This is a genomic window from Marinobacter sp. SS13-12 (assembly GCF_030227115.1).
Lineage (GTDB): Bacteria > Pseudomonadota > Gammaproteobacteria > Pseudomonadales > Oleiphilaceae > Marinobacter.
The window spans coordinates 68,440-90,501 of sequence record NZ_JASSUA010000005.1; the positions used below are offsets into that span (position 1 = coordinate 68,440).

Below are 22,062 nucleotides of genomic sequence, written 5' to 3' on the forward strand. Positions count from 1 at the left end.
TCCAGAATATTATTGGAAGGGGGTGATCAGTTCGCCAGACTGGCTCAAGAGCTCAATCAGGCCCAGCTGTGCCAGCTTTTCCAGTTCAATACCGGTTTTCAGGCTCTCCGCGCGCTGGCCCAGCGCCTGGAGATACTCAGAGGTGGAGAGGTCGCCGACCTGCCACTGCTTCTCAAGCAAATCGGCACTTCGCTGTACACGCCCCTGGGATAGTTCTTTCCATCGACGGAGTTGCTTGTCGTATCGCTTCCAAGAAGCGCGAGCGCCTGCCAGGTCATATTGTTGTTTCCGGTAGAGCGCCTGAAACCGCGCTTCGGCCTGCAGAGCCCGTCGATTCGCAGCCCGGATTTCAGCGCTGTAGTTATTACGGACGTTCAGAGGGATCGAGAATGTCAGGCCAACCACGTTCTCGCCACCGTCACGCCCTCCGCTCAGCCCTACTGTCGGCGATGCTGTAGCTTTGCGTCTGGCAACCTCTGCCTCACTTTTCAGCACCTGCCACTCGGCTCGAGCGGCTGCAACTGACGGGTGTGCCAGCAGTTCAGCATCACCAATCTGGGACTCCAGCGCTGGCCAGATATACTCGGGGATTCCCCCATTCTGAGGACTCCAGTCCGGCAGACGTTCTCTAACCTGAGTTTCTGCACGATCAACTGCGGCCTTTGCCTGGGCGACTTCGCTCAACTGACGGGATAGGTTTAAAAACAGAAGCTCTGCGTCGGCACGCCCCAGATCGCCTGCCTGCTGGCGCTGTTCAACCTGGTCCAGCAAGGCATCCAGGCGCTGCTGTTGAGATTCAGCAATTTCTTCAAACAGCTTAGTGGCGCGCCACTCGACAAGCGCAGACAATGATTTGGACGTTTGTGTCAGAACTGCGTCGCTCAAGCCAGCTTGCGCAGAAAGCCTGATCAGCTTTGCCTTCTCCTTTAATGCACCCTGCTGATCAGACCAGTCGATCGTTTGTGACAGCCCTGCCTCAAAGTTATTCTCACTGCCCGTTCTGTCTGCTCCCACGGACAACTCCGGGTTATACAGCGGTTGTTCGCTTGCCTCAGCGTCCTCTTTCCGCGCTGCCGCCCGCTCCGTCGCAGCCAGCACCTCTGGGTGCTTGCTTATCTGGCCAGTGAGCCAACTCGCCCAACTAACAGTCTCCGCTTGACCTAACAGAGGAATGGCCAATAGTACTGAACACAGCAACGCCCGAGGCGAGTGCTTGCTTGCCTTCATCATCGTTCTCCCGAAGCGATTAGTAGCCAAAAAATCATGGGCGTAAAAAGCCCGTGGCGAGGTAGGAAGTGATCGAAATAGTAAGCGCAAACTTTGAAATGAGTTTGAATTTGCAGCTTATTTTAGAAAAATCGCCTAGGGTCTGCGCGATAGAAGCTTTTGACCTGCCGTGTTTTGAACCGGGGGCCAGCATGGCTTACGGCATCACCCTCAAACCGAGTAATCAGGAAGAGGTTGTTAACCGTTTTCAGCCTGGTGACACCCTCCCGCACCATGAGCATTGACTATTGACTCGATAGTTACAGAGCCGTAAAGTTGCGGCACCTGAATCAGAATGATTTTTATTTACATTAAACCCGCAAAGGATACGGAGAATAACCACATGTTTAAACCTTCCCGACTATCACTGGCCGTGGCAATTAGCCTTGCCCCAGGTCTGAACTGGGCCGCCGGGGATGAGCAGCCCGAGATGCTTGAACCCATGGAAATCATTGGCGATGCTTCTGCCGCCCAGACCTTGCCAGGGTCAGGCTACGTTGTTGGTGAGCAGCAGATGAAAACCGAAGTTGAGACCGACATCAACCAGGTACTGAAAACCGTTCCGGGTGTCTATGTGCGGGAAGAGGAAGGTCTTGGTCTGCGCCCTAACATCGGCATCCGCGGCGCCACGGCCGAGCGCAGCAGCAATGTCACCCTGATGGAAGATGGCATTCTTATCGCACCGGCGCCCTACTCCAATCCGGCCGCCTATTATTTCCCGACGCTGAAGCGGATGTCCTCGCTGGAAGTGCTCAAGGGTGCCCCGCTGCTGCGCTATGGCCCGCAAACCACCGGTGGTGTCGTCAACCTGATTTCCACACCCATTCCCGATCAGCGGCAGGGCTATATTGAGTCCGTCACCAACGACCGCGGCTCCACCGACGTTCATGTAACCTATGGTGACACGGTCGGCGACTGGGGCTACCTGCTTGAGACCGTCCAGCGCTCCGCGAAAGGCTTCAAGGAGATTGACCGCAGTAACCGCGATACCGGCTTTGATATCGAAGACTATGTCGGCAAGCTGCGCTGGCAGGGAGAGCGCCAGAGCGTGACCGCCAAGCTGCAATACTCCGAAGAAACCTCCAACTCCAGTTACCTCGGCCTGACCGATGCGGACTTCAGCCAGGATCCGAACCGGCGTTACGGGTTGTCCAGCATCGACCAGATGAACAATACCCACTCCGGTATCAGCCTGACCCATCAGTTCGACTGGAGTAATACCGTAAGCAGCACGGCCACCCTCTATCGCAACGACTTCAAGCGGAACTGGTTCAAGCTCAGCGGCGGCGGAAGCATCATCGACTCGGCAAACGGCGGCGACGCCAATGCCCAGGGTATTCTGGACGGCACAGTTGACGCCAACGGCCTGGATTACAAAAACAACGCCAGGGACTACCTGTCCGAGGGCGTGCAGGTAAACTTTGATGTCGACATGGGCAGCCACCAGTTTGATTTCGGCGCCCGCTACCACGAAGATGAAATGGATCGTTTCCAGCCGGTCGATGTTTATGACCAGGTCAACGGCTCTCTGGTGTTCCAGAACACTGTCGCCCCCACGGGCAGCAATAATCGCTTTGAGACCGGCGAAGCCCTGAGCTTCTGGGCGCTCGACACCTGGCAGGCGACGGACAAGCTCAGCGTTAACCTCGCCCTGCGCTACGAGGATGTGAAAACCGGTCGCACCCAATACGCGGATCCCGACCGCACAACCGTCGACAGCACCCGCGCCAATGACAGCGCTGAACTCCTGCCCGGCGCTTCCTTTACCTATGACCTGTCCCAAAGCTGGCAGGTTCTAGGGGGTGTGCACCGGGGTTTCTCCCCTCTCGGGGGTGGTGCCACGGCAAACGAAGAGCCGGAAACCAGCAAGAACTGGGAGGCCGGCCTCCGGTACTTTGGCAATGCGTTCTTCGCGGAAATGATCGGCTTCTACAGCGACTTCTCCAACAAGGCCGAAAACTGTTCCGTGGGCTCGCCGTGCAGCAATGGCGCCACCTCCGGCAGTTTCGTAACCGGCGAGGCCGAAATTGCCGGTGTTGAGTTTCAGCTCCAGACCGGCACCCGGGCGGGCGAGTTCTACCTTCCGGTCAGCCTTACCTACACCTTTACCCAGGCGGAAATCAGCAAGGACAATGCCGCCTCGGGCCTGAAAAAAGGTGAGCAGCTCAAGGACGTACCTGAAAACCAGATGAGCTTCCGAACAGGCATGGAACATCCGAGTGGCTGGGACAACTACCTTGTGGCCACCTACACCGATGAGATGTGTGTCAGCGCGGGATGCAACAACACCGCCACGAAACTGGACGAGACCGAGTCCCTGTTCCTGGTCGATTTCATCAGCCGCTACGCACTGACCGCCAGTGCCGATGTCTTCCTGAAAGTGGACAACCTGTTCGATGAGCAGCAAATTGTCTCACGTTTGCCCGATGGCGCCATGGCAAACCTGCCACGTACCGCCTCATTGGGGGTAAGCGTCAATTTCTGACGAATAACCGGATGGCGCCTGATTTCCGGGTAACTTCGCGGTTGCGTCACGACAGTAAAGAGCCCGGGGCTGGGGCTCAGATCGCTGACAAACCCTCGCCATTTCGGCGGGGGTTTGTTGTAATTGGGGCCTCGACTTTTTAGAGACTGACCCATTCTCAAAGCGCCGCTTCCGCAGCAATACGAACATGAGGTGGCCGGCCGGCGCAACTCGCCGTTCAACCCACGGACGATGCTAAAGTTGTTGATTTATGCCTACGCGACCGCTGTCTTCTCATCGCGCAAGATCAAACAAGCAACTTGAGCCCTTTGACTCGTTGCGGGCGACCTAGGCGAGGTCTGAAATCTTTCAGCCGGGAATGGAGCTGTGATGGCGGCTCGCGCGACCAGCACAGCCGCGATGCCACCATCCAGCTTAAAGAGAACTAGTTTGAAGTGGGTTGGAGTGCGCTTTCGTTGGCCGCACCATCCTCGATGCGAACAGCCCGGACCAGGCGGGATACAAGTACCTTGCCATCCCCCGGGTGTCCATCCCGGGTCCTGCTCGTTCGCACAATGATGTCCACAACTTCATCGGCAACAGTTTCGGTCGCTACATCTACTTCCAGCTTGACCATCTTCACTTTCTCCAGAGGCGACTCATCGCCGACCAGATGACCAAATTCGTTGAGAGACACGACGGCAATGCTTGCCACTCCCTTGACTTTGGCCAGAGCATCAACCACATGCTCCGCCATAACCTCTCTGACATAAGCCTTTATTTCATACATAAACCTTCTCCTGACTATCAGACTTCAACGTCACGACGTTCGGATGCAAACCACTGATACACACTGGGCAATACCACCAACGTCAGCAGCGTTGAGGTGATCAGACCGCCAACCACAACCGTTGCCAGTGGCCGCTGGACATTGGAACCAATACCGTCGGCCAGCAACAGGGGAATCAGCCCCAGAATAGCCACCGAGGCTGTCATCAGAACCGGCCGCAAGCGACGTTGGGCACCCAGTTTGACCGCCTCAATGACGTCGTAGCCTTCGTCCCGCAACTGATTGATGTAGCTCACCATCACCACACCATTAAGTACGGCTACGCCAAACACCGCGATGAATCCCACGGCAGCCGGCACTGAGAGGTAAAGCCCCGTCACAAACAGCGCGACAATGCCACCGGTAACCGCAAAGGGCACATTCATGAAGATCAGCGCTGCATAGCGCAGACTGCTGAATGCCGAAAAGAGAAGCAGGAAAATAAGCGCCAGGGTAATAGGCACAACAATCGCCAGCCGAGCCATGGCCCTTTCCTGGTTCTCAAACTGACCGCCAAACTCCACGAAATACCCCGGCGGCATATCTACTTGCTCCTCGATCCGCTTGCGCAAATCCTGAACAACGCCGCCCATATCGCGACCACGTACGTTCATTTGCACATACTGACGGCGACTGGCATTGGAGCGTGAAATTTTCTTGGGACCCGAGTACATATCAACATCGGCCACCCGTGAAAGCGGGATAAGCTCGCCACTGTTGCCCCTGAGGGGAAGCTTCCTGATTTCATCGATGGACCCGCGATAGGACTCTTGCAACCGGGCGAAGATCTCAAATCGCCGGACACCGTCAAAGACAAGTCCAGCCCCTTTACCACCAATACCGGTTTCAACCGTACTCATCAGGTTATCGATGCTGATGCCGAACTGCGCCAGCACTTCACGGTCGGGGCGAATAACGATCTGTTTTTTACCCGCACTCTGCTGAGCGCGCACATCCGTTGCACCAGGCACCTCTTGCGCCAGTGCCGCCACTTCCCTGCCGATCCGGCCCAACTCGTTCAGGTCGTCGCCGAAAATGCTGGCAACCAGTTGTGCCTGAACGCCTGACAGGAGTTCGTCGGTTCGCAGCTGAATCGGTTGGGACAGATTGTTGGCAAGCCCGGGAACCCGCTCATCCAAAGCCTCTGCAATCCTGCTTTGGAGGTCCTCATAGCTCACGTCCTCTCGCCACTGATCCAGGGGCTTCAGATTGACGAGCGTCGCCACAACGTTCACAGGCTCAGGGTCGCCACCCACTTCGGCACGACCGATGCGGGCATAGGCGCCGGTGACCTCCGGAAATTCCTCGACAACGGACTGGACCCGTTTGCCATATTTGATGGCGGATTCCAGGCTGGCCCCCGGCGGCAGTGTTGAGCGAATCTGGAACGTGCCTTCCCGTAGCGTGGGCACGAATTCGCTCCCGAGATAGGGAAACAGCAGGAGACTACCTGCAAAGGCAATGACGGCCACGCCCATCACAATTTTAGGGGCTTTGACGACAGTATTCACCACCGGCTTGTATAGCCGGTTTAGGAACAGAACCAGCTTCGGCTCCTTGTGATGCCCGCCCATTTTGAACGACAGCGAGGCCAGAACCGGCACCAACGTCAGCGCGAGTACCAGCGCACCGATCAACGCAAAGCTGATGGTGTAGGCCATGGGCGAAAACAGCTTGCCCTCAACGCCCTGCAGCGTAAACAGCGGCAGAAAAACGATAATAATGATGCCGATGGCAAACACGATCGGACGGGCCACTTCCCGGGCTGACTCACCTACAAGCCTCAGAACACTGACCTTTTCCTCTGATCGCTCCTCAAGGTGTCGGAAGATGTTCTCTATCATCACGACAGCGCCGTCCACCATCATGCCGATACCGATAGCCAGCCCCCCCAGACTCATCAGGTTGGCCGACAGGCCCGACATGCGCATAGCAATGAACGCAAAGAGTACAGACAACGGCAACGTCGCCACCACGATCAGTGTGGAACGGATATTCCCCAGGAACAGATAGAGGAAAATCAGCACCAGAACCGAGCCTTCAAGCAGCGCTTTCTCGACAGTGCCGATGGCCTTGCCCACCAACTCCGCCTGGGAGTAATACGCTTCGATCTTCAACCCCTCGGGAAGTGACTTGTTCAGGTCGTCGATTTTTGCGTTGACGTCCTCAAGCACCTGACTGGTGTTGGTGCCGATCAATTTCATCACGTAACCGCCCACAGACTCCTCACCCGAGGACACCTCTGCGCCACGGCGAATCGCTGGCCCAAGCCCAACCTCCGCCACATCCTTGACGTAAATAGGGGACTCACCCTCACTCTTGGACACAATGATGTTCTGGATGTCTTCGATGCCTTCGGAACCAGAGTTGACCCAGCCGTAACCGCGAACAATGTATTCTTCACCGCCTCGCGTAATGAAAGAGGCGCCGACGTTACGATTATTCTGGGCGAGGGCGCCGCGAATATCAGACACCGTCAGGTTCCGTGCCTGAAGCTTCTGCGCATCGATATTGACCTGGTACTGTTTTACCTCGCCGCCGATGGACAGCACACCGGTTACGCCCGGCACGGTCCTGAGCTGCGGTTTAACAATCCAGTCCTGAATCGTGCGGATTTCCTGCAGGCTGTATTGCTCTTTATCCTCAGCTTCCAGGGAATACATCAGGATGCGCCCAAGACCGCTCGCTATGGGCCCGAGTTCCGGCTGCCCCATCCCTTCGGGAATCTGGCGCTTGGCCTCCGATAGCCGCTCGTTAACAAGCCGCCTGGCGAAGTAGATATCGGTGCCATCTTCGAAATAGATGGTCACCCGCGAGAGCCCGAAAATCGACGTGCTCTGCACTTTTTCTAACTTGGGAATTCCATACATGCTGATCTCAACGGGATAGGAAATCAGCGTTTCAATATCAACCGGCGACAAACCAGGACTGGTAGTGAACACCTGAACCATGGTCGGTGTCGCGTCCGGAAACGCATCCACCGGCAGTTTTTGAAATGAAAATATGCCGGCAACGATCACGGCGATAGCAAAAACAAGCGTCATCAGACGATTGTTCAGCGCATAATTCACAATTGCGTTGATCATGCTCCCCCCGAGTTTTAGTGTCCGTGAGCGGCGCTGCGGCCACTGGCGGTAATGGCCGACATCAGATCAAAAGCGCCCACTGAAACCACTTCCGTGTTTGCGCTGATGCCGGACTTAATCTCTATCCAGTCGTTTGCCTCCTTGCCAAGTGTGACGGGAACCGCCTTGTAGGCTCCCCCTTCACCACCCGGAACAAATACAACGGTCTCATCGCCGATGGTTTGCACGGCATCGTCTGGAACTAGCGGTAGTGATGCCCCCGATTGAGTCATGACTCTCGCTTTGGCATAGGTATTTGGACGAAGGTCGCCGTTGGGGGATTCGAGCACGACTCGAACGGGAATGGTGCGGGTTTCCTCATCAAGCTCATTTGAGACCCAGGAAACTTCCCCGGTATGAAAGCGGTCCGCGACAGACTTGGAGAAGACCTGAACTTCATCTCCGACGGATACCCTGCCAATATCAGTTTCCGCAACTTGCAACATCACCCACACCACAGAGGTATCGGCCACAGTAAAAGGCGTATCTGAAGCGCTTAAGGTTTGACCCAACCGGGCATCCATGCGTTCAATGCGCCCCTGGATAGGAGAACGGAGCGCGTACTGTGCGAGACTGCTATCTGCGCCTGACGAATCACTGCCAAAAACCTCCAGTTGCTCACGAATCGAATCGTACTCCGCTGTAATCTCAAGATAAGCGGCCTTGGCGTCCAGGAACTCTTCTTCGCTGGTGAAGCTTTCACTCCGCAATTGCTTTTCTCGCTGATACTCCGCAGTCGCGGCTTCTTTCCGAGCTTTCAACGAGTTCAGACGGGAACGAATGCGTGCCAACTCAACGCTGTTCAATGTGGCCAACAACTGGCCTTTTTCAACCTGGTCCCCCAGATCCACAGCCAGTCGCGTAAGCTTTCCCTGCAATAACGGCCCTACCTCAGCGACGCGATCCGGAACATAGTGAACTTCAGCTGGCGCAGTGACGATATTGTCAGCACGGCCTCGGGGCACCGTCACAGTCTGCACGGAGAGTAACTCCCGCTGCTCTGGAGTCAGGTGAACCTCGCGAGCCTCACTGCCTTCAGCCGCGTGCCCAGCCTCATCCTCTTGGTGCTGCCCTCCTTCGGCGTTTTCGGCGCCAGACACCAGTGGCTGATAGACCAGAAAACTGATCGCGACAAACAATATCTGCATATTTCGAATCATCTAAACACCTTCGATGTAAGAGAATGTTCAACCATTAATTTTTTTCATCAGGACCCGGATGACATTGAAAGGGCACCACCGGTGCTCACTTCCAATGCCCGGACGGCGTCGATATAGTCGTGTTGCACTTGGACGTATTCCTGCCTCACCGACAAAAGATTGTCCTGGGCGGCCAGGACATCGGAAGCATCGACTTTTCCCGCCTGAAGGGCTTTCTGCATCAGTTGCAGCGTTTCCTCCGAACGTTCGAGAATCGACTCGTTCATCTGGCGCAATCTGCGTGCGGCGGATTCGTATTGGGCCACAGCGGATACGACCTGGCGCTCAGTAGCCAAACGTAACGCCTCGGCCTCAAGCTCGGAGATTTTCAACTGAGCCGAGGCCTTCCTTTTTTCACCGGAATAATCATGAAACACGGTCAGAGGCATCGACACACCTGCACCAAAAAGGTTGGATCTTTCCTCCCGCTCGTAGAATCCGAATACTTTCAGGTTCGGAATCGTCAGGCTCTTGGCCAGTTCCAGGCTGGACTCATTCGCAGCAATTCTCTCGGCCGCCGCCTTCAGATCCCCTCTCTGGCGCTGAGCCATCGCGACAAGCCGATTAGTTGGTGGCAAGTTGGCACGAACTACATTGAGTTCTCCCGTCACCCCAACCGCATCGGAGGGGGACACTCCAAGAACTTCCGTCAGGTCAATTTTTGACTGCCTAAGCTTTTGCGCCGCTTCAGCCTTTTGATTTTTAGCTCTTGCCAAGCCAATGACGGCGGTATTGAGCTCAATTCGAGTCTGCTTACCCCGCTCAACGGACACCTCAACCAGCTCTTTGGTTCGACGCATCAGCTCAACGGTGCGGGTTGCAGTTTCCAGCTCTTTCTGAGCAAGCAGTATCTTGAAGTAAGCTGACCGCACTCGCGCCTTGGTGGCCACTTTCAGGTATTCGAGTTCCTGCTGTTGAGAAGTGAGAGCGCTCTGAGCACGCGACTGACCGAGATCGCCCCGATTGCCCATCCAGACTTCCTGAGTAACCCGAACCTCGTAGTTCAGTGACTGATCCGCCTGATCTGGATTGTCACGGCCACTCAGCTCAAGCTCTGGGTTGCTTGGCGCCCAGCGGCTGGCATGGTCGAGCTCGGCTTCTTGCATGGACACTGCAGCCCGTCTCAAAGCCAACACCGGGCTATTCTCAAATGCCATTGCCATTGCCTCATTCAAGGAGACAGCCTGGCTGGCCTTGGCTCGCTGGAACTCCTTGAGTGAAATGCTCTCCCCGGCCGTGGCAGCCGCCGAAGGTATGACGTTCAAGACTCCGGGTACTATCAGCACCCACAACAACAGTCGTTTGTTCATTCAATATCATCCTGGCTATTTGACTGAGATACATGAATCAGCGTTTTCGCCGTAACTACCAGGACAACCCTACAGACAGACCTTTAAATCAGTCTGAATTCGGTGTCATCAAACCTAAACTCGTGCGGAGCTCGATGAAACTATGGCGGGGTATATTCAAAAAGTGGTGAAAGAAAGGGACAAAAGAGGAGGGCATCCAGCGCATAGGAGGGAGCGGAGACAAAAAACGACGGGCCTATTTAAGCCCGTCGTTGGGTCCAACTGCGTGAAGCAACACTATGAACGATTAAAAACCGAACTGCGCAGCCAGTTGCAGACGAGTGTTGTCAGCAGACTCACCGTTGGCCAGCTCTTTGTCCGCGAAGGAAAGCTCCAACCCCAGCGTTACCGGGTCAGCAACTTTGTAGAAGTTGCTAAAGTGAACGCTTTGCAGGGTTTCAAAGGAGTTCGGGAACAGATCTGCTGGCTGATCACCCTCTACGCGCCCATAGGACAGACCTGAGGAGAACTTTGGCGTCCACTGCTGAGTGATAGCAACGTTGGCACCGTATGCCTCAATGGTTTCAAGATCGCCGTTGGCATCAATGTATGCCTCGCCAATGCCAGAGCGGCTAGCGCTGCTGTCATTATTGCTGAAGGAACTGTAGATGTAGCGTCCCACGCCGTCACCAAAGATCGCCCCTGCCATGACCGTGGTGGCGTCGGTGAGGTTTAGTCGGCCAGCAACCAAAACGCCATAACCAAAGGCGTTATCATCGCCCGTAGCAGTTGCAGAGTCAGTCTGCAGCGAACGTGCCAGACCGGCAACTTCAATGCCACCAGCACTACCGGCCCACTTGTACTTGGCGGTCAGATCCGGAGCATTATCGCGAGAGTCTTCAAATCCGGTACTTTCCGGATTTTCAGCGGACACTGAGAAGTGGGCGCCACCGCCAAGAGGCATCGTGTAGCGCAGCTGTGCCTGACGAATAAAACCAACACCTACAGGGCCATCAAAATCGACAGTAGACGGGTATGCGGTAAAATGCATGAAGTTACTCCATGTCTGACCCGCAAGCAGACCGTTCAATTCGCCATAGGCGCTGCGTATACGCAGGCCTCTAGAGTTGGAGAAGGTCTCGTTACCGCCACCACCAAAGAAGTCCGCTTCAACGGTGGTCTTTACCTCGCCCGCGTCGGTTGGAGTGGTTGTCTTGATGCGGACACGTGACTGCCGGGCATGGGCGCGAAAAGAAGGATCGCTTTCATCGTTAGCCGTGTCGAGGCCAGCTACGAAAAGACTGTCACCCATGTCCTGATCAAAATCGTAAATCATGTCCAGCTTGACATAACCACCGATTGTTACGGCGGTATTGGTGCCGGGCACCATCCAACCTTCCGAACCCTTGCTTTCCGCCATGCCATCCAGTTGACGCTGCAAATCATTTATTTGTGTCTGAAGTTCAGTTGCAGATTGCGCACTAACAGATGGGGCCAGCAGACCCGTTACCGCAAGCGCCAGTGTCGTTCTCATCGCTAACCTGAGTTTATTAGTTTGCATTGTAATCAGTCTCCATGAGCCTTCGTTGTATTTTATCTGACCGATAATTGGCGTCGAACAAACCGACCGCTAGCGCGGCCCAGTTGAAGGGCCAATTCCGGAAAGTGGGTCATTGTTCTCACAGTTTTCACCAGAACAACAACTTGCCATTGATAGCAGATGAACTTGAAATGAAATTGAAAAAAATGCCCCTTAACACCTTTTTACTAGCGATCCCGTCGCACCCGCTCTTCTAACCGTGTTCTCTTTTCACTATCTAATTTCATTTTTTCAAGCTGAGTTAAAGTTCATCTGTTTCTATAAGGGTGCAGATCATTCAATTTAAAGGTGACTCTATGAGAAAACATCTCTTGCTCGCATCTCTAGCATTAACTGTGGCTGCAGGAAGTCTCCATGCCACTGAGGCCAATAGTGGTAAGCTGGCACAAAACATGCTCTCCGAAAGCGGCGTTCAGGACATGAAGAGGCAGCATAGGGTAATGACACAGGCAGCCGCATCTGAAGTCGGCATGGAGGCTCGCCGAAAATTGATGTTATCGAATAAGGACGATATCTATCACGATATGATTAAATCGGGAGATATCAATTTATCTGAATTGGATCAATTTTCAAAAGATCAGTTTATTCATTAGAACAAGTTTGGCGCTAAAAGCCTGTTGATTTAAGAGGAAATTTTTCCAATAAATAGCGTTTCAAAACCAGCTGCATCGTGAATGGTCTCCACCATTCCGTCTTGCCGCACTACTTTTGTAGTGCGGCTTTTTTAGTCCTAGATTTAATCGATAAAAATTTCTAACTAACTGCTTGGCAGACAACATGCCCAGAAAAAAACGAAGCCCTTCAATAAAACGGAAACTGCTTACTTTTCTGACACTAACGGGTTTCGCGTGTACCGGGCTAATATTCTTCTCACACACCCTTTTAATCGACTATATCCATGACGAGCTTCACAGACAGCAGTTACAGGCTGCAGCTAACCAGCTCTCAAAGATACTAACCAATGATAAAGAAGTAATTACAAAATCCTCTCTCAGAAATTTTTCATTGTCTCAATATTCTGTTCACATCGAAGACAGTCAAGGCCGGAGTTTTACAAGCGAGAACATTAAACCGAAATTACAGGTGGTAGAATCGTTCAGAAAGCCTGGAATTTTTCACATATCGGATGATGATCGATCAATCCTTGGCTACTACAAAATATTTAATAAAAGGCAAGATAAACTAAGCGTTACTATAATTGAAAGAAGCTCCTACTCCCCAAACACACTTGACAAAATCCATGTTATTATATGGATCATATCGTTTACAATTCTCGTTACGATATCAATGATCATATTTATTGGGGTAACTATCGCACTAAAACCTTTAAAAATGATGAGCGCCCAATTAACTTCGCTTAAAAAGGGTGAGCGTAATAGACTGGATGAGAGCGTACCTGAAGAATTCGATGAACTTGTCAAACATCTTAATCGTCTATTAGAGTCGTACGACAAAAAACTTGCCCGTTCACGCCACCTAGCCGCAGATATTTCTCATAGCTTAAAAACCCCCCTTGCCGTCATAAACTCCATGATCAATGACGAAGCCATTCCCACCACAATCGCGAGTCAAATTAAGTCTCAACTGTCTGAAATGCACGAGCTGATCGACACTCAAATGAGAAAAACCGAAATGTCCGGTCAGTACATTGGAAAGGCGACACCAATCATTGAGAGAACTCTGGCACTGGTGGACGTCGTCAGCCGAATCTATCCTTACAAACAGATCCATCTTCAAGAAACATTACCCAGAGAGCTTGTCTGGCCAATTGATGAGCGTGATTTTAATGAGATCTTGGGCAATGTTCTTGATAACGCTAGCAAATGGTGCTCCCAGGAAGCTCATCTACACTTGAAACTTCACGATGACATTTTGACTATTCTTGTTGAAGATGACGGCCCAGGAGTGGCTTCACACCAACTTTCCGATCTTACCAGGCGCCAGAAAAGATTGGATGAAACAACTCCTGGCTATGGTCTTGGACTTTCAATCGTTCAGGAAATCATAAACGACTACGGTGGCGCCATGCACTTTTCAACATCACCTAAAGGCGGTCTTCGGGTTCTAATCGAGCTTCCCAGAAGCATTTGACGACTACAAGGGCAACTTATCCAGCTTTAGTCAGCGACCAGCAGGAATAGCACCCCGATACACCAACGTCTCAACGTCAAAACTGTCGCTTTGAACTGAGTTTTCATCAGGCGACATAAAGAATAACCCTGTATTGCCTGATACGGGGGACACCGGAGCCGGCGTTAGAAGACTTTTTGACTGCGTTTTGGGGGATTGCCCGGATCTCAGTGTCAACCAATCAACTCGCGTCTCATAAACACCTATCCTATCTTCGGCTGCACTGGATTCCTGTGGAATCCCGATATTTACTGCGTCCTCACCGGAGCGTACGAGGAGGTTCGGCAAGAACAGTGTTTGCCTCCGACTAAACACCGCCTCAGGCGACACGTCGTAAGTCATATTCCTGCCCGCAATCCGGTTTCCAATCTTGTAGCCCAGACGGGGTCCCTCTGTGCCAGCAGGGAAAAATGAAACCTCCCCTTGAGAGACGGTCACCATATTCAAAGGTCCCGATTTGCTCTGAACAACGGCATCGATTACCCGAAACACTGGCGTGTATCGGCTTAATTTTTCATGATCGGCCTTATCAAGATCAGGCCCGTTTGGTGAGATTGATATTTGATAAACCTCTGAACCAAACCCCTGATCTGAGTAGAAAGACTGCCCGAGAATAGTTTCCCGGCGGCCGTCAGCATCCAAATCCTGCAATCCCAATATTAAGGGAATGAAACCAATGGCTTCGGCCTTCCCCTCGGCCAACTGGATCAAAGAACTTGAAACGCGACGGCCATTCCACTGATTCAAAATGAGGTTGTATGAGTTTTCTGAAACGTACCAGTCCATTCGGATGACTTTCTCCCGACGGGGCACCTCAATGGACGTCAGGCTCTGAACAGCCCCACCGGAATCAACATGAAAAAAGCTGAGTTTGTTTCCATGCTCCGCCGCAAAATAGTAATCGCTGCCAGAACGAAACGCGGACAACGACTTTGCGTTGATGGGCAGTCTGGCAAATGGAGACGCTAAAGCTTCCTCCTCCTCAACCGAACCTACCCGACCTTCTTCAGCATCGGTCTGTACAATGCCGACCAACCAGGTGTTATTGTAGGTCGCGACGGCTTGACCTCTACCAGTAACCTGAAAACGCACCAATGGCAGATCACTTGACGCCTCTGGCTCCTCCCGCCACAGGAGATCAGGAAACCTGGATTTCAACGCCGGCGTTACCGGCCTGGGATCGCCGGCTCTGTCAGTAAACACCGCCGGAATACCGTAGAAGCGCTTCGATACAGCTCCAACGGAGGGCATCGTTCCAAACAGCACTTTCCCTACCGCCCGATCCTTTCCGATACTCTCGATACCGATGACTGAAAGGTTTTTTTCCGGGATGCCCGCATCGCCAGGTTCCCGCAACACAACAAATAAATCACCCACCTCAACACTGGTATCGCCAACTGTGAGGGAAAGGACTTTTTGATCACGATCTACCTGAGTGACTTCTGCCTTTGCTGGATGCTCGCGCTCAACCGCCTGTACCGCGCCAGCTAGTAGTAGCATCAGGAACACAAATACTGGAGAACGAGTCATCATAGGAAAAAGTCACTCAATGCGGATTCATTTCGTATAACGAAAACGGGGTGGCGCTCCCACCACCCCGTTTTTGTTAGAACTTGTACCTTACCCGACCGGCGACATGAACAATGTCCTGATCACCTTTGCCGTCCTGCAAGGCAGTTTCTTCCAGCGCATCCATGGCATCGCCTGATGCCAGGTATGCAGCTTCTGCCGCGAGCTCCAGCGAAGGGTATGGGAAATAGGAGATCTTGGAACCAAATTCCAGTCCGAGATCTTTTGAGGACGATCCATCTGCAAGTGCAATATTCTCAGCCAAGCGGTTGTAGACCATCATTCCGCTGACCGTAATATTGGCCGCTAGTTTATGATCGAGCTGAAGCTTGTTCATGAAATACCCTTTGTCGAGGATATAGGGCGTTTCGGCGAAGTAGTCATCGCTCGTCATGTTTTCCTGAAAAATCATACTGTCGCTGAAGTCGACATCCGTGGCGATGAAGGCGTCGAAGTCCGCATCTTGCTCATTGCCATCGCCCGATGCGTAGAGCACGGTGTACGTCAGTTGGTTTGGTCCAAATTGCAGCCCGAGCTCGCCGCGTCCCAGAAAGGTGGAAAGGTCGTAGTTCGTATTGGGATTCGTAGCACCATTCAAAGGAACGAAATTGACCCCCTCTATTGTGCCGCTTTGGCCAATCACCGTACCCTTCACGAACATGCGGCCTAGCGACGTCTCCTGATCATAATCCATCTCCACCCCAAAGCTTGAAACGGAATATTTGGAGTTATCAGCGATGCTCTTCAGTTCATATTCCCTGCTATTTACCGTACCTACTCCCTCAGCAATTTGATCATTCATCTGATAGAGGTAGAAAAGGCCTGCGCTCAGGTTCGGTGAGTAACGCTTGTTCAGGTTGATCGCGAAGTTGTCCGCGCCATCCCAGCCTTCGTCCTGTTCTGAGTCGACGCCGCTCTCATTGGAAGAGTCACCCCGCCCCCATAACAACTGATAGTCAAATCCAGAGCCCAGTGAGCCTTTCCAAACAGCGGCTGTGGCAGTTTCATTCCAGACATGTCGGTTTACTGACACTGGCTGCAAGCCTAGCGATACGCGCTGATCTAGCGTGTTGGGCACCAAAAAATCCACATAAGCCCACCGTGTTTCGATGTTGACACCATCACCGGAATAGTCGCCACCCGAGCCCTCACCGTAGCGGATGCCACCAATCTCCGTCGCAAAAACACCGGTAACTTTTTTGTCATCGGAAGTTGCTTTCGCCCAGAAGCGATATTTGACCTCGCCGAAGCTCTCGGTCGGCTCGTCATCTTTCAGCGTACCGCCGCCAGAGTTACCACCAGAAAACCAGTCTCTTTGATTGGTGTAGGCCTGAAAACGGTTATCCATATCACCGTGGAATTCAATCTCCGCTGCCGTCGCGGCCCAACTTCCCGACAATGTTGTCATCCCTGCAATCGCAGTGGCCAGAATGTTGCGTTTCAACGTAATCCCCTCCAGTTTCTTTCTTGATTGTTTGTGATATCCGATTCGTACGGATCGTGGCGTAAATCTTAAAACCGGCTAGAACACCGGACTAAAGGCCAAAAAAAAGGCGGGAATGAAGCATTCCCGCCATTAAATAACCTTAGTTAACTCGCAATTAGGATCTCACACGAACCTTAAATGAACTTGAAATCCGGAAAAGATTTCAGATACGTCGGTCTCCCTGTATTCAGCGACCGCGCTCGACCCTACATGGAAAACTTATGCTCGAAGCCCACACCAAATGTGGAGTCCTCAGAGTCAGCCAAGTCCGCCTCCACCTGAGACACGTAAGCATAAACCTTACTCTTGCTAGCCAGTTTATAATCGAGCCCCAAGGCCAGCAGGGTTAGCTCCTCGTTTGTTGTCTCAGCTTCTGTCAGTCCGTACTGCGCCTTGATCTTCCAACGCTCAAGGTTAACGGCACCGCCAACCAGATAAGACGTATCTTCTCCAGGGCCATCGCTTTCTTCTGCTAACTGGTAAACTGCACCGACCTCAAAGTTACTCAATCGGACCTTCCCTACGGTTCGCAGGATATTGAGACGACTATCGCCACTGGAATCGGCTTCCAGTGAATCTTCGATATCAGAATCGTAGGCAATACTGCCGTAGAAATGTTCGTTCTCAAACGTAAAAGAGCTGGAAACTGCATCCGCAGGTCCGTCGTTCTCTGCCCCAGCTGACTGCTCTTCACCCGGGATGACGGCAACACTAACGCCCACAGCATCAAACAGACGTGGGGAACTGTATTGAACAATGTTGCTGGTCCGATTTTCACCAGCCATGATATTTTTTATATCCGCCTGTAGGTCGTTGAACTGGTCAACCTTGCCCTGCGCTGACTTTAAAGGTGTGTCAAATTTTCCCGCAATCAGTGCACCAAGGTTCGCCTGCTTGAAGCCACCGTAAATATTACGCTGAGAGAAGGTTTGGCCATCTTTATCTCCATCATCAATCGATATTTCAAATTCTGCTTTGTAGATCGCCTCCAAGCCTTCGAGGTCGGTATTGAGCGCCCCTTTTACCCCCAGACGGGACGCATTACTCTGGAGCTTCCAGGTATCGCTATTACCGTCGTCCTGGTTTTCATACGAAACATTGGCTTTGCCGTACAGGACAGGACCGTCCGCCGCGAGTGCATTCATTGAAGTTACTGCAACCCCACCAAACACCAACATTGATAGACACTTATTCATGGACACCTCTTCAGATTAGATAGATTCAAAATGACACTTGAAGTCTTTCAAATGCTGAGTAGATGGTGCCTTGTACCTATTGCAAAACTGTTACATTTAAATATTTTTTCGATTTATTTCAATAACCTAAGTTAAAAACTCTCTATTATATCCTTTGACACTGAATTGAACTTGAATATAAGCGGCCGTCTTCATACATTGCGTCGTGGGCACGGAAGCGCTTTCCGTCTGACTCCAGATTCATCCATCAGATTTTTCTGTTCACTTCCCGTACTACTCACCAAATCGATACCAGAACCCCTCTTCCTGAAGCTTATCGGGAAACCTCTTGTCTTTACTGGCCCACTCACCCAGATATCCATAGCCCGGGCGCATGCCTGCAGCCTCCATAAGAGACGTGCAAAGGATCGCGGCAGGGATTGCGGTTGCGCGATACAGATCAGAATGGCCAATTGATATTCGGCGCGATGCGCCATCAGCTCGGCTCTCTGCGGTCAATACCAGGCCGAAGGGCTTTTTGGTAAAGCGCTGAAGAGCTGAATAGAATGCGCGTTGACGCGATTCGAATGAGAAGCATCCGAGTATGCCGGTTCTCTCGAACGTCATCAGCGCATCGGTTACCGGGTTGAGACCAGCGTGGTAAAAGCTGAAGCGCTCAAGGGAGAGCTCCTGCGGTAAGGCTTGAAGTTCATCCAGAAAAACCGGAACACAGATGCTGCTTCCCAACCCGCCTTCAAACCTTCTATATCGAACGTCCCAAACACGGGAGTGTGTCCATCCACCATTATATTTCCAACCCTGGCTTTCAGCGGCAGTCAGGATGTCGGCAACACCGCCCCAGCCTATGTCGGCGGATCGATAACGCCCATACATCTTAATGTCCGTCACTGTCCCCGTAGAGGCCTGGCAAAGCCATCGAGCCAGCCACCCAGGCAGCCCCGGATCAGCACCTGCATCCAGTACGAATCGGCTGTCGCTCGCCTCAATGCGTGTCCGCATGAGGGTCGGCAACGATTCTGACGAAATCCTCCAAAAAGCGCATTAACCATCTGTTTTACAAGCCTTAAATTAACTATTTCATCACGTGCAGACGATGCGTTACCTGCTGTATTCCCACACCCAGTAGCCAAAAGCCGTGGCACATAAAAGCCATGTGCCAATAACGACTGCGGCCGCAACGTGGCTGATCGGCTTGATTGCCACTTTAGCTGCTTTCGAGCGACTCGCTTCTATCACATTCGATGGCGTCAGCTTGATGACAAGGACGATGCCCAGCGGGACCAAGATAATGTCGTCAAGATAGCCCAGGATCGGCATGAAGTCCGGAATGAGATCAATTGGACTGATGGCGTACGCTGCGATTGCGAGCGCAAGCAGCCGAACGACTGGGGGTATTCGGGTCTCGCGCCACAAAATAAACCGTCAGCGCATCATGCTGAATGCGTTTTGCCGCAGCTCGCAGCCTGCCAAAGATCACGGTAGACATCTAACTACTTCTTGCGCGATTGGCATCACTCGCAACTCTCAGGGATGATCAGGCCGAGACAATAGCGGGCTATTTAGCCAGGCTTGTTTGTAGTTGTTTCAACTGACCCTGGAGGACAGCTTTTTCCTGCAGTAATTCGCGATTCTGATCGTTGAGAAACTGGTTTCGGTCGTCAGCCGCTGCCACGCGCTCTCTGAGGTCGGAGATCCGCTGCTGGCAGGCCGCGAGATGTTTTTCAGAATCCGTTAGGGCCGCACCAAGCTTCTCCCTGTGTTCGGCGTCGCTATCTCGCTCCAGCTGGAGGCGGTCGACTGTCGCTTCCAGCGTTTCTGTTCGCGTTGCCCATTGTGTTATGACGGCCTGGCTCGCGTGCAATTTTTCTTTCAAGTTTTCAGCGTGATCCTGACTGGCCTCATAGCGCTGGTTTATTTGGTCGCGATGTTGTCTCAGCGTGTCGCGGTCCTGTTCGCTGGAACGGAGCTGCTGCGTCAGCTGATCCACCTGACCCTCCAGCCCTGACTGGGTCCTGTGGAACTGGTCCCGTTCATGACGGCGATCCTCGGCAATCTCCTGCTGGTAGTGCTCGAAATGGCTGCGGATATCGCGGTTTTCCTGCTTCATCTCTTGGACGGTTGCAGTGGTCTCACTGAGTTTCTCCTGACTTGCCTCCAGTTTGGACGTGAGTGAGGCCGCCCGGAGCTGTTCCTGTTGAAGAGCGTGGGCCTGGGCATCGCTTTCGTTGCGAAGCGCTTCATTGGCCTTCTCCAGCCCGCAGCGTTGCTCTTCCAGTGACTCGCACCGCTGCCGCACCTCTTCCAGCTCGGTGCGCCATTGCTGTTCCAGCGTCTGGTGCGCTTCGCGCTCCTGCGTAATACGTTCATCGGCCGCGTATTGAGCTCGCTCATGCAGGGCTTTCACGGCGGCCACCAAGTCAGCCGGGAGTCCGTTCAGATCCGCTGCGGCTTCGCTGCCTGATTTCCAACGTTTCAGCATTGGCCCGAGAGTGCTGCGACTGCCGGTACCGAGTTCCGATCGCACCCGGTCGACAGTGGGCTCGTCACCGCGTTGGCGGACGCGTTGCGCAGCGTTGGCGACATCCTGGTAAGTAATTCCGGCGCGGGCCATGACATGCCTCATTTTTATCATATAACGTGATATGTAATATTACATTATTTATTCGATAATTAACAAAATTTATTTAAGATTCCTAACGCACGTTAAAGCGCGTTAACGTGCGTTAGTGTGTGGTCTGTTCTATCCTGCTCCTGTAACGCCGGTACATCAGCGGCTCTTGAAAGCACGCCTCGAATTGGAGCGGTCATGGATCCAAAACCCACCGTCAAGTCCACATTACGTAACGCGGAAAAGACCGTATTAGCCGATACGGCTAATCGGTACATCCACATGGCCACCACCGACAACACGCGGCGGACCTACCGTGCGGCCATTCGCAGCTTTGAGCGCTGGGGTGGACGTCTCCCGACACAGCCGGCGACCCTTGCGGCCTATCTGTCCGATCAGGCAGACGCGCTTAATCCTCGCACGCTGGATGTTTACCTGACGGCCCTGGGGCGCTGGCACCAGACTCAGGGATTGCGTGATCCCGCTCGAGACCCCGGCGTGCGCAAAACGTTGGAAGGGATTCGTCGCGCCCATGGTCGGCCGAAACGGCAAGCCCGGGCGCTGCGCCTCGAACACATTGCGGCCTTCCTGGAAACACTCCAGCAACAGCCTGACTCGCTCAAGAAGCATCGTGACTGGGCCCTGCTGCAGGTCGGTTTTTTTGGGGCGTTTCGCCGCAGTGAATTGGTAGCGATTGAGGTGAAGCACTTGTCGTGGGAGCCGGAAGGGCTGGTGGTGACCCTGCCGCGCTCTAAAACAGACCCTCACGGTGAAGGCCTGAAGCGGGCCCTGCCTCGGGGCAACGAGCTGGTCTGCCCGGTCAGCGCCCTCGAAACCTGGCTAGAGCATGCCGGCATTCACGAAGGCCCCGTCTTCCGCGCCGTCAACCGCTGGGATCGGTTGCAATCCCAGGCCCTTTCAGGCGGGTCGGTGAACCGAATCCTGAAAGCGCTTGGGGAAACCTGCGGCCTGGACTTCGTGCCGACCCTGAGCAGTCACAGCTTCCGGCGCGGTCTATCCACCGCCGCCGCGCGGGAAAAGGTCGACTTTGCGCAGATCAAGCGCCAGGGTGGCTGGAAGCATGACGGGACGGTGCGGGGCTACATCGAGGAAGGACAGCAATTTACGGACAACGCCGCAAACACCTTACTGACCAAAGTCGCCAGGTTGATCCGGGACACCGACTAATGGTGAGTGTGGTCGCGGCTGGCTACGCTGCCCGGAAGCACTCAGAATACGATGAACAGGTATCTGTAGTGGCTCACAAAGCTAATCTGTTGGGCCCGCAATTATCCTGAGCA

Annotated in this window: 17 protein-coding genes and 2 pseudogenes; 6 read left to right on the forward strand and 13 right to left on the reverse strand. The window is 53.2% G+C overall.

Annotated features, from left to right (window positions below; translation table 11 throughout):
- Nucleotides 1-9: 9 nt before the first annotated feature.
- Entirely contained in the window at nt 10-1,014 is a 1,005-nt protein-coding gene (locus QPL94_RS19810) for a TolC family protein (protein ID WP_502881565.1), read from the reverse strand.
- A gap of 281 nt (nt 1,015-1,295) precedes the next feature.
- Between QPL94_RS19810 and QPL94_RS19815 the strand changes: the two genes are divergently transcribed.
- From QPL94_RS19815 to QPL94_RS21495, 3 genes and pseudogenes are all read left to right on the forward strand, one after another.
- On the forward strand, nt 1,296-1,511 hold the full coding sequence (locus QPL94_RS19815; RefSeq protein WP_232903141.1) for a hypothetical protein: 216 nt from the start codon (nt 1,296-1,298) through the stop codon (nt 1,509-1,511).
- A gap of 98 nt (nt 1,512-1,609) precedes the next feature.
- Nucleotides 1,610-3,751: a TonB-dependent receptor family protein gene (locus QPL94_RS19820; protein WP_232903140.1), complete on the forward strand. Its 2,142-nt coding sequence runs from the start codon at nt 1,610-1,612 to the stop codon at nt 3,749-3,751.
- 186 nt (nt 3,752-3,937) lie between these two features.
- Nucleotides 3,938-4,039: pseudogene (locus QPL94_RS21495) on the forward strand (hypothetical protein); the annotation flags it as partial.
- 136 nt (nt 4,040-4,175) lie between these two features.
- Here QPL94_RS21495 and QPL94_RS19825 read toward each other — a convergent pair.
- The 5 genes from QPL94_RS19825 to QPL94_RS19845 form a co-directional block, all read right to left on the reverse strand.
- Entirely contained in the window at nt 4,176-4,520 is a 345-nt protein-coding gene (locus QPL94_RS19825; protein ID WP_285359637.1) for a P-II family nitrogen regulator, read from the reverse strand.
- A gap of 17 nt (nt 4,521-4,537) precedes the next feature.
- A complete protein-coding gene (locus tag QPL94_RS19830; protein WP_285359638.1) occupies nt 4,538-7,645 on the reverse strand; it encodes an efflux RND transporter permease subunit in 3,108 nt (1,035 codons plus the stop codon).
- Nucleotides 7,646-7,659: 14 nt separating this feature from the next.
- On the reverse strand, nt 7,660-8,844 hold the full coding sequence (locus tag QPL94_RS19835) for an efflux RND transporter periplasmic adaptor subunit (RefSeq protein ID WP_108019722.1): 1,185 nt from the start codon (nt 8,842-8,844) through the stop codon (nt 7,660-7,662).
- Between the two features lie 47 nt (nt 8,845-8,891).
- Nucleotides 8,892-10,193, reverse strand: a complete 1,302-nt coding sequence (locus tag QPL94_RS19840) for a TolC family protein (RefSeq protein ID WP_285359639.1) — start codon at nt 10,191-10,193, stop codon at nt 8,892-8,894.
- 286 nt (nt 10,194-10,479) lie between these two features.
- The gene (locus QPL94_RS19845; protein ID WP_285359640.1) at nt 10,480-11,733 is read right to left on the reverse strand and encodes a DcaP family trimeric outer membrane transporter; all 1,254 of its coding nucleotides are present in this window, start codon (nt 11,731-11,733) and stop codon (nt 10,480-10,482) included.
- Between the two features lie 335 nt (nt 11,734-12,068).
- Here QPL94_RS19845 and QPL94_RS19850 point away from each other — a divergent pair, with 335 nt between their 5' ends.
- Both QPL94_RS19850 and QPL94_RS19855 read left to right on the forward strand, forming a co-directional pair.
- Nucleotides 12,069-12,365, forward strand: coding sequence for a hypothetical protein (locus tag QPL94_RS19850; protein WP_285359641.1), 297 nt, complete (start codon nt 12,069-12,071; stop codon nt 12,363-12,365).
- 184 nt (nt 12,366-12,549) lie between these two features.
- The gene (locus QPL94_RS19855) at nt 12,550-13,863 is read left to right on the forward strand and encodes an ATP-binding protein (protein WP_285359642.1); all 1,314 of its coding nucleotides are present in this window, start codon (nt 12,550-12,552) and stop codon (nt 13,861-13,863) included.
- Nucleotides 13,864-13,893: 30 nt separating this feature from the next.
- Here QPL94_RS19855 and QPL94_RS19860 read toward each other — a convergent pair whose 3' ends face one another.
- The 7 genes and pseudogenes from QPL94_RS19860 to QPL94_RS19885 form a co-directional block, all read right to left on the reverse strand.
- On the reverse strand, nt 13,894-15,435 hold the full coding sequence (locus QPL94_RS19860; RefSeq protein WP_285359643.1) for a hypothetical protein: 1,542 nt from the start codon (nt 15,433-15,435) through the stop codon (nt 13,894-13,896).
- Nucleotides 15,436-15,508: 73 nt separating this feature from the next.
- Entirely contained in the window at nt 15,509-16,915 is a 1,407-nt protein-coding gene (locus QPL94_RS19865; protein ID WP_285359644.1) for a hypothetical protein, read from the reverse strand.
- Between the two features lie 248 nt (nt 16,916-17,163).
- Entirely contained in the window at nt 17,164-18,153 is a 990-nt protein-coding gene (locus tag QPL94_RS19870) for a porin (RefSeq protein ID WP_285359645.1), read from the reverse strand.
- A 273-nt stretch (nt 18,154-18,426) separates the two neighbouring features.
- The gene (locus QPL94_RS19875) at nt 18,427-19,026 is read right to left on the reverse strand and encodes a hypothetical protein (protein ID WP_285359646.1); all 600 of its coding nucleotides are present in this window, start codon (nt 19,024-19,026) and stop codon (nt 18,427-18,429) included.
- Nucleotides 19,027-19,251: 225 nt separating this feature from the next.
- Nucleotides 19,252-19,470 (reverse strand): YkvA family protein, encoded by a 219-nt coding sequence (locus tag QPL94_RS19880; RefSeq protein ID WP_285359647.1) that lies wholly within the window; start codon nt 19,468-19,470, stop codon nt 19,252-19,254.
- A gap of 6 nt (nt 19,471-19,476) precedes the next feature.
- A pseudogene (locus QPL94_RS21450) lies at nt 19,477-19,566 on the reverse strand (DUF1232 domain-containing protein); the annotation flags it as partial.
- A gap of 142 nt (nt 19,567-19,708) precedes the next feature.
- Complete coding sequence (locus tag QPL94_RS19885) at nt 19,709-20,764, reverse strand: DNA-binding protein (protein WP_023007038.1); 1,056 nt, start codon at nt 20,762-20,764, stop codon at nt 19,709-19,711.
- A gap of 195 nt (nt 20,765-20,959) precedes the next feature.
- Here QPL94_RS19885 and QPL94_RS19890 point away from each other — a divergent pair, with 195 nt between their 5' ends.
- Entirely contained in the window at nt 20,960-21,949 is a 990-nt protein-coding gene (locus QPL94_RS19890; protein WP_063091982.1) for a site-specific integrase, read from the forward strand.
- Nucleotides 21,950-22,062 lie beyond the last annotated feature (113 nt).